Raw genomic sequence first — 12,061 nt, 5'->3', positions numbered from 1 at the left:
TTCGTGCATATGTTCGGCGCCTCTGACACACTGACACCACCCCTTCCCCAACGCAGAGGAGCACGACGGTGAGTTCTGAAGAGATTATCCTGGGCGACCTGCCCGCCGGTATCGTCCGAGCGAGCGAGGCGGTCAACGGCCGCGTCTGGAACGTGCTGGGTCACACGTACATCACCAAGGTCGAGAGCGCCTCGACCTACGGGTGGCTGTCGCTCGATCCCGCCGGCACTGGTGTCCCGCCGCACGTGCACCCCACGCAGGACGAGTTCATCTACGTCTTCGAGGGGGAGTACACGCTGTATCTCGACGGCCAGTGGACCACGGCCGGCCCCGGCGACCTCGTGCAGATGCCCCGCAACCTGCCGCACGCCTACTACAACAAGCGAGACGAGGACGCGAAGTCGCTGTTCTGGGTCAGCCCGGGCGGCAAGCTCGCGAACCTGTTCAGCCTGCTGCACAACGTCACCGACCCCGAAGAGGTGGTGCGCCTGTCGGCCGCCAACGGCGTCGACTTCCTGCCGCAGGGCGCGGTCGAGGGGGCGTGACGACGAGCGCGGCATCCGTCGTGGGGCCCCCGCGGATCCTCCGCACGGGGCCCCACGACGATCAGGTCGTCGAGTGCTGGGATCCCGCGACGCCGCCGCGCGGCACCGCGGTGCTGATCCACGGCGGGTACTGGCGATCGCGGTTCACCGCCGCCCTCATGCACCCGCTCGTGCCGGAGTTCACGGCGCGCGGGTGGTCGGTCGCGAACCTCGAGTACCGGCGCGGTGCCGACGGCTGGGCCGCGCTGCACCACGATCTCGGCGCGGCGCTCGACGCGGTCCGAGCCGCCGAGCCGAGCGGGCGTCTCGCGATCGTCGGCCACTCGGTCGGGGGTCAGCTCGCGCTGCTCGGCGCCCGCCCGGGTGACGCGGTCGTCGCCCTCGCGCCCGTCACCGACCTCGCCCGCGGGCTCGACGAGGGCATCGGCGACGGTGCGGTCGCCGAGTTCTTCGGCTCCGGATCCGGCGCGGATCCCGACCCGCACCGCGAGGTCTTCGCGGCGGCCTCGCCCCGTGAGCGGGTGCCGCCCGCCGGCGACGTGCTCGTGGTGCACGGCGCGGACGACGCCCGGGTGCCGATTGCGCACACGCGTGCGTACGTCGAGGCGGCACGCGCCGCGGGCGGTGCGGTCGAGCTGCTCGAACTGCCGCGGCTCTCGCACCTCGACGCGATCGACCCGGCGGCGCCGCACTGGCCCCGGATGCACACCTGGCTCGACCGACGGATGCCCCCGCTCCCGGCATGACCGCTGCGCCTACAATGGGCCGCGTGCATGTGCTCGACGACCTCGCCTCCCGGCCCGGCAGCGCGAACTCGCTGATCCGCACGGTCGTCGGCGTCGCGATCCGCGCCTGCGGGGGCTGGCTCTCGACCGCAACCTGCGTCGAGCTGATGGAGGCCGCGGGAGTGCCCGCGAATCGCACGCGCACGGCCCTCACGCGCGTGAAGGGCAAGGGGCTGCTCGTGGCCGAGCGCCGCGACGGCCGAGCGGGGTACGCGCTGACGCCGGATGGCGCGTGGCTCCTCGCCCGCGGCGATCGGCGCATCTACGGGCAGCGTTCGATGCGGAACGGCGATCCCTGGTGCCTGATCTCCTTCAGCATCCCCGAGGAGCAGCGCAGCCTCCGCCACCAGTTCCGCCAGCGCCTGTCGTGGATCGGCGCGGGCAACGTGTCGCCGGCACTCTGGATCGTGCCCGACTACCTGCGCGCCGAGCTCGAGGAGATCGTGCAGGATTTGGCGCTGACCGCGCAGGTGACCCTCTTCACGGTGCAGGGCATCCAGAACGCCGGGGTGTCGGGGAGCGCCCTGGCGCGCGAGTGGTGGGATCTCGACGCGTTGCGGGCCCTGCACGACGACTTCCTCGAGGCGCACTCAGCGACCCTCGCGCACTGCGCCGCGGAACCGGATTCGGCGGTGCGGTTCGGGCTCTGGATCCGGGCGCTCGACGCCTGGCGACCGATCCCCTACCTCGATCCCGGCCTGCCCGACGCCCTGCTGCCGCCGGACTGGCCGGGCGCGCGCAGCGGCGAGCTGTTCCGCGCGCTGCACGCGGCGACCCGGGACGCGGTGGCGGCGATCCTCGACCGGCACGGGGCCGAAGTCGCCAGCGCCTGAACTACAGCGCGCGCACCCGCACCGAGAGGCAGGTGGGGCAGCCCTCGAGCTTCTCGTACTCGGAGATCTCGACCTCGGTCACCCCGTAGCCGAGGTCGCGGAGGAGCGCCGCGGTCTTCGGGGCCGATGCGGAGATGAGCAGCTCCGAGTCGCTCAGGCACACCACGGCCGTACCGTGGGGCTCGGGCACCGGCAGGAAGCGGCCGAAGAGGCTGGGCTGGTCGACGAACTCGGGGTACCCGATCACGGTGCCATCGGGCAGCGCGGTCACGGCCGTCTTCAGGTGCAGCACCTTGGTCACGGGCACGGCGACGACGGTGCCGCCGAGCGGGGCGAGGATCCGGCGCAGCTGCGCGACGCCCTCCGCGTTCGTGCGGCCGCCGCGGCCGACGTACACGGTGTCGCCGACCTTCAGCACGTCACCGCCGTCGAGCGTGCCGGGCGCCTGGATCTCGGCGATGGGGCAGCCGAGCGCCTGGAGTGCGCGGCGGGTGCCGTCGACCTCGGGCTTCCGGCTGTCGGCGCCGGGGCGGCTGATCACGGCGACGTTGCGGAACATCACGACCGTGTCCTCGACGAACACGGAGTCGGGGCAGTCGTCGGCGGGGTCGACCTCGATCGTCTTCCAGCCGTGGGCCTGCAGCGCGTCCACGTACCCGCGCCACTGCTCCTGCGCCCGGGGCAGGTCGACGGCGACCTTCTCGATGTGGTCGACGATCCCGTCGTCGAGCAGTGAGCTGGGCTGGCGGACAAGAGCGATCTGAGACATGCGGTGCTTTCTTTCGGCGGTCGGAAATGATCCGAATCCAGCGTATCGCTCGATCGGATGGAGGGGTCCAGACATCCCCTCGGACTGCGGGGTGAACCGCGTGTGAATGCGGCCTAGGATGGACGCGTATCGGAGCGAACGCTCGCACAGACGCCAGAATGAGGACGTACAGGTTCATGACCAGTGCCATCGTAATCACAGCCCTGCAGGATGCGCTCCAGGCGGTGGATCCCGAGCTCCGGCCGGGCCTCGAGCGGCTCATCGCTCAGGTCGACGCGGAGGATCTGGCGGAGCGCGAGCCCCGCGACATCATCGGCGCCGCGCTCTCCATGCGCACGCTCGCGTCGCGTCGCGCGGCGGACGAGACGCTGGTATCGGTGTTCACCCCGACGCTCCGCGAGGACGGCTGGACCTCCCGGCGCACGATCCTGAACATCTGCACCGCCGACACGCCCTTCCTGGTCGACTCCGTTGCGGCTGCGGTGGCCCGCGCGGGCCTGACCGTGCACCTGCTCATGCACCCCGTGGTGTCCGTCAGCCGCGAGGAGGACGGGACCCTGCTCCAGGTGAACGCGCCCGGCGGTGAGCTGGAGTCCTGGATCCATCTCGAGATCGACCGGGTGCCGACCGAGGAGGCGCGATCCGAGCTCGAGCAGCGCCTGCAGAAGGTGCTCGGGGACGTGCACGCCTCGGTGGACGACTGGCGCGCGATGCGCCGCGCCTGCCTCGACATCGTGACCGACCTGCGCACCTCGGCGCCGCCGACGGTCGACGCGGAGGAGGTCACGCGGACGATCGAGTTCCTGAACTGGCTCGCCGAGGACAACTTCACGTTCCTCGGCTACCGCGATCACGCTCTCGAGACGGACGAACACGGTGAGGACGTGCTCCGACCCCTGCCGCGCACCGGGCTCGGGATCCTGCGGAAGTCCTCCTCCGCCGTCGCCCACCTGCGCCCCGAGGCGCAGCGGAGCGCCCGCGACCCGCGGCTGCTGACGGTCACGAAGGCGAACTCGCGCGCCACGGTGCACCGCGACGTCTACCTCGACTACATCGGGCTCCGCACCTTCGACGAGGCCGGCAATGTGGTGGGCGAGCGGCGCTTCCTCGGCATGTTCACCTCGGTCGCCTACGCAGCCTCGGTGCTCACCCTCCCGATCGTCGCCGCGAAGGTGCGTGCTGTGCTCGACGCCTCCGGTCACGCGCCAACGTCGCACTCGGGCAAGGACCTGCTCCAGATCCTCGAGCAGTACCCGCGCGACGAGCTCTTCCAGGACTCGCCGGAGCACCTGCTCGAGGTCGCCGTCGAGGTGAGCCGGCTGCGCGAGCGCCGTCGGGCGCGCATCTTCCTCCGCCGCGACGAGTTCGGCCGCTTCGTGTCGGCGCTCGTGTTCCTGCCGAAGGATCGGTACAACACCACCGTGCGGCTCCGGATCGAGGGCCTGCTGCGCACCGTCTTCGGCGCGGAGCAGGTCGACCACACGACCCGGGTCGGGGATTCCCCGCTCGCCCAGCTGCACTTCGTGGTGCGCGTGCCGAAGGGCACCTCCGTGCCGGAGGTCGACGAGGCCGAGCTGCAGCCGCAGCTCGAGGAGGCCATCCGCAGCTGGCAGGAGGGGCTCGTCGACGCCCTCCACACGGCCTTCGGCGAGGAGGAGGCGGCGCACGTGCTCGGGCAGTACGGCGACGGCTTCCCCGAGGCCTACAAGGAGGACGTGACGCCGGAGGAGGCGATCGGCGACATCTCGCTGCTCGAGAGCGTCACCGACGAGAACGACTTCGCGGTCCACCTGTACACCCCGGAGGCCTCCGACGCGGCCAAGCGGGTGCTCACGGTGGTCTCGCGCGAGCAGTATCCGCTGACCGAGATCCTGCCGATCCTCACGGACCTCGGCGTCGACGTGGTCGACGAGCGCCCGTACACCGTGCAGCTCGCGGACGGCGGCACCATGCACATCTCCGACTTCGGACTCATCGCGCCCGACGTCTCGGTGTGGGGCGACCCGGAGTGGGGCCGCACGTTCGAGGACGCCTTCCGGGCGGTCTGGACCGGCGCCGCCGAGAGCGACCGGCTGAACGCCCTCGTGCTGCTCGGCGACCTCGACTGGCGCCGGATCGTGATCCTCCGCGCCATCAGCATGTACCTGCGGCAGACCGGTTCCTCGTTCTCGGTCGAGTACATCGACCAGGCGCTGATCGCGAACGCCGGCATCGCCGCCGACCTCGTGCGGCTGTTCGAGGCGAGCTTCGATCCCGACCTCAGCGGTGACCGCGACTCCCAGGTCGCCGACCTCCGCGCCTCGCTGCTCCAGGACCTCGACACGGTGTCGAGCCTCGACCACGATCGGATCCTGCGCTCGATCGTCGGAGTCATCGACGCGACCTGGCGCACGAACTTCTACCAGCGCCGCGAGGACGGCTCGGTGAAGCCCTGGGTCTCGATGAAGCTCGACTGCGCACGGGTGCCCGGGTTGCCGAAGCCGCACCCGATGGCCGAGATCTGGGTCTACTCGCCCGAGGTCGAGGGGGTGCACCTGCGCTTCGGCAAGGTCGCCCGTGGTGGACTCCGCTGGAGCGACCGCCGGGAGGACTTCCGCACCGAGGTGCTCGGCCTGGTCAAGGCGCAGATGGTGAAGAACGCCGTGATCGTGCCGACGGGGTCGAAGGGCGGGTTCTTCGCGAAGCAGCTGCCGCCGGCGAGCGATCGTGCGGCCTGGCTCGAGGGCGGCAAGTCGGCGTACCGCACGTTCATCCGCGGCCTGCTCGACGTCACCGACAATCGCGAGGGCACCGACATCGTTCCGCCGGAGCGCGTCGTGCGCCGAGACGGCGACGACTCCTACCTCGTCGTCGCGGCCGACAAGGGCACGGCCTCGTTCTCCGACATCGCGAACGGGATCTCGGAGGAGTTCGGCTTCTGGCTCGACGACGCCTTCGCCTCGGGCGGCTCGGCGGGCTACGACCACAAGGGCATGGGCATCACGGCCCGCGGTGCGTGGGAGTCGGTGAAGCGGCACTTCCGCGAGCTCGGGCACGACACCCAGACCGAGGACTTCACCGTCGTCGGCGTCGGCGACATGTCCGGCGACGTCTTCGGCAACGGCATGCTGCGCTCGGAGCACATCCGGCTCGTCGCGGCATTCGACCACCGCCACGTCTTCGTCGATCCGCAGCCGGAGGCGGCCGTCTCGTTCGCGGAGCGGACCCGGCTGTTCGAGCTCCCGGGCTCGTCGTGGGACGACTACGATCGCGCGCTCATCTCCGCGGGCGGCGGGGTCTTCCCGCTGAGCGCGAAGTCGATCCCGGTGAGCCCCGAGATGGCGGAGGCGCTCGGGCTCGGCGCGGGAGTGTCCTCGCTCACCCCCGCGGAGCTCAAGAAGGCCGTGCTGCTCGCCCCCGTCGACCTGGTCTGGAACGGCGGTATCGGCACATACATCAAGGCGAGCACGGAGACGAACGCCGAGATCGGCGACCGCGGCAACGATGCGATCCGCGTGAACGGCAATGAGTTGCGCGTGCGGGTCGTCGGCGAGGGCGGCAACCTCGGCGTCAGCCAGCGGGGCCGCATCGAGGCCGCGCTGTCGGGTGTCAGCATCAACACCGACGCGATCGACAACTCGGCGGGCGTCGGCACCTCCGACCGCGAGGTGAACATCAAGATCCTGCTCGGCGGGGTGGCCCGCGACGGCCGGCTCGACCGCGAAGCGCGGAATCTGCTGCTCAGCTCCATGACCGACGAGGTCGGCACGCAGGTGCTGCGCGACAACTACGAGCAGAACGTGCTGCTCGGCAACTCGCGGGCGAACGCCGTCGCGATGCTGCCGTCCCACGCCCGGCTCATCACCTGGTTGGAGGAACGGGGCGAGCTCGATCGTGAGCTCGAGTTCCTGCCGAGCGTCACGGAGATCCAGACCCGCATCGCCGAGCGCCGAGGCCTCACCCGCCCCGAGTTCGCGGTGCTCGTGGCGTACGCGAAGCTCGCGCTGAAGGCGGACCTCGCGGTCACCGACCTCGCCGACGATCCGTGGTTCGCCCGCACCCTCGCCGACTACTTCCCGGCGCCGATCCGCGAGACCTACGGCGCGGACCTCGCGTCCCACCCGCTGCGCGCCGAGATCATCGTGAACTCGGTCGTGAACTCGATGGTCAACCGCGGCGGCATCACGTTCGCCTACCGCGCCGCCGACGAGACGGGGGCGCCGGGCGAGCAGATCGCACGGGCCTACGTGGCGGTGCGCGAGATCTTCGACCTCCGCGGCTTCGTCGTGGACGTCGAGGCGACCGACAACGTCGTGACGACCGAGGTGCAGACGGATCTGTACCTGAGCTTCCGACGGCTCCTCGATCGCGCGACCCGCTGGTTCGTGCAGCACCGCGCGGACGGCGTCGACATCGGAGCCGAGATCGAGATCTTCGGGGAATCCGTCGGCCGCCTCGCGCCCCGCATGGGCGAGCTCTTGAGCGGCAGCGACCTCGAGCGCTTCGAGGCCCGCGTGCGGGAGCTCGAGGCCGCGGGGGTGCCCACGGCGCTCGCGCACCGCGGTGCGGGTCTGCTGGCCTCCCTCGCACTGCTCGACATCATCGAGCAGTCGCGGCAGAGCGAGTGGGATCTCGACGAGGTCGCGGCCGTGCACTTCGGGCTGTCGTCGCGGATCGGGTTCGACGACCTGCTCACGCGCGTGACCGAGCTGCCGCAGGACGACCGCTGGGGGTCGATGGCTCGCGCGGCCATGCGCGACGACCTGTACGCGGTGATGATCGGGCTCACGGCCTCGGTCATCGCGCACACCGACGCGGGTGCGCCGGGGGAGCGGATCGACGCGTGGCTCGAGCAGGGCGGCGTCGCGGGGCGGCGCGCGCTCGGCGAGGCCATGGACGCGGCGTCGGCGGGCGACGAGAGCGGACTCGCAACGCTCTCGGTCGCGCTGCGTCGACTGCGCTCGCTCGTGCGGTAGGGCGCGAGGGCACTGAGAGTCATCAGGGTCTTGAGGTGCGCGCCGTCCGGGTGCGACCTCAGCGGCCTCAGTGCCCGAACTCGTCGGGGTGATGCTGCACGGGCGCGCCGACGTCGAGCGCGCTGATCGACGCCATCTCCGCGTCGGTCAGGGCGAAGTCGAAGAGCGCGAGGTTCTCCCGCTGCCGCTCGGGCGACGCGGACTTCGGGGCGACCGCGTGGCCCTGCTGGATCTGCCAGCGGAGTGCCACCTGCGCGGGGGTGCGGCCGTGCGCGGCAGCGGCGTTCTCGATCACCGGATCCTGCAGGAACGCGCCGCCGCGCCCGAGCGGGCTGTAGGCCTCGGTGACGATGCCGAGCTTTCGGTGGCATCGGATCGCGTCGCGCTGCGAGTGCTCGGGATCGAGCTGGATCTGGTTCACCTCGGGCACGAGCCCCGCCTCGGTGAGCCGCTGCACGTGCGCGGGGGTGAAGTTCGACACGCCCAGCGCGCGGATCAGGCCCTCCTCCCGCAGCGCGAGGAGACCCCGGACCGCGTCGACGTAGGTGCCCTGGTCGGGGTTCGGCCAGTGCACGAGCAGCAGGTCGAGATATGCGACGCCGAGCCGCTCCGTGCTCGCCTGCCACGCGCGGCGCACACCCTCGACGCTGTGCCACGCGCGGTTGAACTTCGTCGTGATGAAGATCTCGGAGCGGTCGACCCCGCTCCGGCGGATCCCCTCGCCGACCCCGCGCTCGTTCCCGTAGTTCTCTGCGGTGTCGATGTGGCGGTACCCCAGGCCGATGGCGCTCTCCACCGCCGCGGCCGCTTCAGTGTCGTCCATCGGCCAGGTGCCGAGGGCGACGGACGGCATGGCCGCCCCGCCGATGAGCGGAATGGTGGGGGCTAGACTACTGCTCACTGCGGGCCTTTCTCGGGGGAGCGGCCTCGGGCGAGGGCCGATGCCTCGCACGGTAGCACGGGCGACGAAGGGGGCCAGCGGTGCGGCGAGTGTTCGAGCGGGAGGGCATCGAGTTCGGTCGCGGGCTGAGCTTCTTCGACGCGATCTTCGGGTTCGCGATCACGGTGCTGGTCGTGTCGCTCGATCCGCCGCCGGCCAAGTCCTGGACCTCGCTCACCGCGCTGCTGGATTCGGGGCTCGGCAACCAGCTCACCTGCTTCGCCATCAGCTTCGTGGTGATCGCGGTGTTCTGGCGCAGCAACACCCAGCTCCTCGGCCGCTTCCGCGCCATGGACTCCACGCTCATCATCTCCAACCTCGTGACGGTGGCGTTCGTCGTGCTCCTGCCGTTCTCGACCCAGGGGATCAGCGATCCCGAGCTCTACGGCATGCCGTTGCCGACGGCGCTCTACGCCGTGAACGTCGCGCTCGCGATCCTGTCCCAGTCCGTGACGGCGGAGATCGCCCGGGCCCGCGGACTGCTCATCGACGACGTGCCGCGGTCGGCCTGGTGGGCCGCGCGGATCGACGTGTTCGCGAAGATCGCGGTGTTCCTCGCGTCGGTGCCGGTCGCGTTTGTCTTCGGATCGCACTGGGCGCAGCTCAGCTGGCTGTCGCTGATCGTGATCGGACAGCTCACGGGGCGGTGGAGCGAGCGGGTGGCGCAGGACGCGGAGGCGGCGTCGGACCCCGGCAGCGCCGCGCCCCCCGACAATCGGCCCCCTGGTTGACGAGTGGCCCTCGGATTCTCTCGTGAATCCGAGGGCCACTGGGTATTTCGGGGGCCGCTCTGGACCTTTCGCACGCGGTTCGATAAACTTGAGTCATATTCACTCAAGTTTGTGATCCTGCATGCTTGAGGAGACGCAACAGAGAGGGCACTATGCAGGCAAATTGGCAGCCCGCCCCCGAGGGCGGCGAGCAGAGCGCGCTCGAGCAGTTCGGCATCAACCTCACGGAGGTGGCCCGCTCGGGCAAGCTCGATCCGGTGATCGGACGAGACTCCGAGATCCGACGGGTGAGCCAGGTGCTCACCCGGCGCACGAAGAACAACCCGGTCCTGATCGGCGAGCCCGGCGTGGGCAAGACCGCCGTCGTCGAGGGACTCGCGCAGCGCATCGTCGCGGGTGACGTCGCCGAGTCGCTGAAGGATAAAGAACTCATCTCGCTCGATATCTCCGCGCTGATCGCCGGGGCGAAGTACCGCGGCGAGTTCGAGGAGCGCATGAAGGCCGTGCTTCAAGAGATCAAGGACTCCGACGGCAAGGTCATCACCTTCATCGACGAGCTGCACACCCTGATGGGGGCCGGCGGCGGAGAGTCCTCGGTCGCGGCATCGCAGATGCTGAAGCCGATGCTCGCGCGCGGCGAGCTGCGCCTCATCGGCGCGACCACGCTCGACGAGTACCGCGAGTACATCGAGAAGGACGCGGCGCTCGAGCGCCGGTTCCAGCAGGTCTACGTGGGCGAGCCGTCGGTGGAAGACACCGTCGCGATCCTGCGCGGGCTGAAGGAGCGGTACGAGGCGCACCACAAGGTCACCATCGCGGACTCGGCGCTCGTCGCCGCGGCCTCGCTGTCGGATCGCTACATCACCGCGCGCCAGCTCCCCGACAAGGCCATCGACCTGATCGACGAGGCCGCGTCTCGGTTGCGCATGGAGATCGATTCGGCACCGGTCGAGATCGACGAGTTGCGCCGGTCGGTCGACCGCCTGCGGCTCGAGGAACTCGCGCTGAAGAAGGAGAAGGACGACGCCTCGAAGCAGCGCCTCGCGAAGCTCCGTGAAGACCTGGTCGCGCGACAGAGCGAACTCGACGTGCTCGAGGCGCGCTGGGAGCGCGAGCGGTCATCGCTGAACCGGGTCGGCGAGCTGCGAGAGCAGCTCGATCGCATGCGGATCGACGCCGAGCGGGCGCAGCGCGAGGGCAACCTCGAGCGCGCCTCGAAGCTGCTCTACGGCGAGATCCCGGTGATCGAGAAGCAGCTCGCGGAGGCCGAGCAGGCCGAGCTCTTCGTCGAGGCGGACGGCGAACCCCGGATGGTCAACGACCAGGTCACCGATGAGGAGATCGCCGGTGTCGTGGCGGCCTGGACCGGCATTCCGGTCGGGCGGCTGCTCCAGGGCGAGACGGAGAAGCTGCTCGCGCTCGAGACCGAGCTTGGCAAGCGGCTCATCGGCCAGGGCGACGCGACCCGCGCGGTCGCGGACGCCGTGCGGCGCACGCGCGCCGGGATCGCGGATCCGAACCGGCCGACGGGCTCGTTCCTCTTCCTCGGCCCCACGGGCGTGGGCAAGACCGAGCTCGCGAAAGCGCTCGCGGAGTTCCTCTTCGACGACGAGCACGCCATGGTCCGGATCGACATGTCGGAGTACGGCGAGAAGCACTCGGTCTCCCGGCTCGTCGGCGCGCCTCCGGGGTACGTCGGCTACGAGCAGGGCGGTCAGCTGACCGAGGCCGTGCGACGGCGGCCGTACTCGGTCGTGCTGCTCGACGAGGTCGAGAAGGCGCACCCCGAGGTGTTCGACATCCTGCTCCAGGTGCTCGACGACGGGCGGTTGACCGACGGCCAGGGGCGCACGGTCGACTTCCGCAACGTGATCCTGATCCTGACCTCGAACCTCGGGAGCCAGTATCTGATCGACCCCGAGATGGCCTGGCCGGAGAAGGAAGACGCGGTGCGGGAGACCGTGCGGCGCGCCTTCAAGCCCGAGTTCATCAACCGACTCGACGAGATGGTGATCTTCCACCCGCTCTCCGAGGAGGATCTGGCGCAGATCGTGGAGCTGTCGATCGATCGTCTGCACGCCCGTCTCGCCGACCGCCGGCTCACCGTGGCGGTCACCCCGGACGCACGGAGCTGGTTGGCGTCGCGCGGGTACGATCCGATCTACGGCGCTCGGCCGCTGCGTCGGCTCATGCAGCACGAGATCGACGACCGGCTGGCCCGGGCGATCTTGTCGGGCGAGGCGCGCGACGGAGACGCCGTGCGTGTTGACGTCGCGGCCGACGGCACGGCGCTGAGCCTGTCGGTGGAGCGGGCCCCGCGCCCGGCCTCCGACCCTGGTGATGACGAGGTGATCGAGGCCGAGCTGCTCGACGACTAGCCCTGGCGCGTCATTCGCCGACGCCGAGCGATCAGAACGCCCGCGCGACCCTGCCCCGAGCAGCGGACGCGCGGGCGTTCGTCGTGCGCCGCGCACCTGCGATGGAACAGCGATCTGAAATGTCA

At 70.4% G+C, this 12,061-nt stretch carries 8 protein-coding genes; 6 read left to right on the top strand and 2 right to left on the bottom strand.

Features of this window, described 5'->3' with window-relative positions:
* Window positions 1-68 precede the first annotated feature (68 nt).
* Genes MUN76_RS08220 through MUN76_RS08210 form a run of 3 tightly spaced genes read left to right on the top strand, consistent with a single transcriptional unit; the run spans window position 69 to window position 2,163 of the window.
* Window positions 69-545, top strand: a complete 477-nt coding sequence (locus tag MUN76_RS08220) for a cupin domain-containing protein (RefSeq protein WP_244683866.1) — start codon at window positions 69-71, stop codon at window positions 543-545.
* The gene (locus MUN76_RS08215; RefSeq protein ID WP_244683865.1) at window positions 542-1,291 is read left to right on the top strand and encodes an alpha/beta hydrolase family protein; all 750 of its coding nucleotides are present in this window, start codon (window positions 542-544) and stop codon (window positions 1,289-1,291) included. Before MUN76_RS08220 ends, MUN76_RS08215 begins: the two co-directional genes overlap by 4 nt.
* Before the next feature lie 23 nt (window positions 1,292-1,314).
* Entirely contained in the window at window positions 1,315-2,163 is an 849-nt protein-coding gene (locus MUN76_RS08210) for a PaaX family transcriptional regulator (protein WP_244683863.1), read from the top strand.
* A 1-nt stretch (window position 2,164) separates the two neighbouring features.
* On the opposite strand, the gene ddaH is transcribed toward MUN76_RS08210, so the two are convergent.
* On the bottom strand, window positions 2,165-2,932 hold the full coding sequence (gene ddaH / locus MUN76_RS08205) for a dimethylargininase (protein WP_244683861.1): 768 nt from the start codon (window positions 2,930-2,932) through the stop codon (window positions 2,165-2,167).
* Window positions 2,933-3,108: 176 nt separating this feature from the next.
* Here ddaH and MUN76_RS08200 point away from each other — a divergent pair, with 176 nt between their 5' ends.
* Window positions 3,109-7,887: an NAD-glutamate dehydrogenase gene (locus MUN76_RS08200; protein ID WP_244683859.1), complete on the top strand. Its 4,779-nt coding sequence runs from the start codon at window positions 3,109-3,111 to the stop codon at window positions 7,885-7,887.
* Window positions 7,888-7,954: 67 nt separating this feature from the next.
* On the opposite strand, the gene MUN76_RS08195 is transcribed toward MUN76_RS08200, so the two are convergent.
* Window positions 7,955-8,788 (bottom strand): aldo/keto reductase, encoded by an 834-nt coding sequence (locus MUN76_RS08195; RefSeq protein ID WP_244683857.1) that lies wholly within the window; start codon window positions 8,786-8,788, stop codon window positions 7,955-7,957.
* Window positions 8,789-8,868: 80 nt separating this feature from the next.
* On the opposite strand from MUN76_RS08195, the gene MUN76_RS08190 reads away from it, so the two are divergent.
* Both MUN76_RS08190 and MUN76_RS08185 read left to right on the top strand, forming a co-directional pair.
* Window positions 8,869-9,558, top strand: coding sequence for a TMEM175 family protein (locus MUN76_RS08190; RefSeq protein WP_244683855.1), 690 nt, complete (start codon window positions 8,869-8,871; stop codon window positions 9,556-9,558).
* Window positions 9,559-9,710: 152 nt separating this feature from the next.
* Window positions 9,711-11,936 (top strand): ATP-dependent Clp protease ATP-binding subunit, encoded by a 2,226-nt coding sequence (locus MUN76_RS08185; RefSeq protein WP_244683854.1) that lies wholly within the window; start codon window positions 9,711-9,713, stop codon window positions 11,934-11,936.
* Window positions 11,937-12,061 lie beyond the last annotated feature (125 nt).

The organism is Leucobacter rhizosphaerae (assembly GCF_022919175.1).
Taxonomy (GTDB): Bacteria; Actinomycetota; Actinomycetes; order Actinomycetales; family Microbacteriaceae; genus Leucobacter; species Leucobacter rhizosphaerae.
Note: the sequence above shows the minus strand (reverse complement) of the source record. Positions and strands in the feature narration are given on the sequence as shown.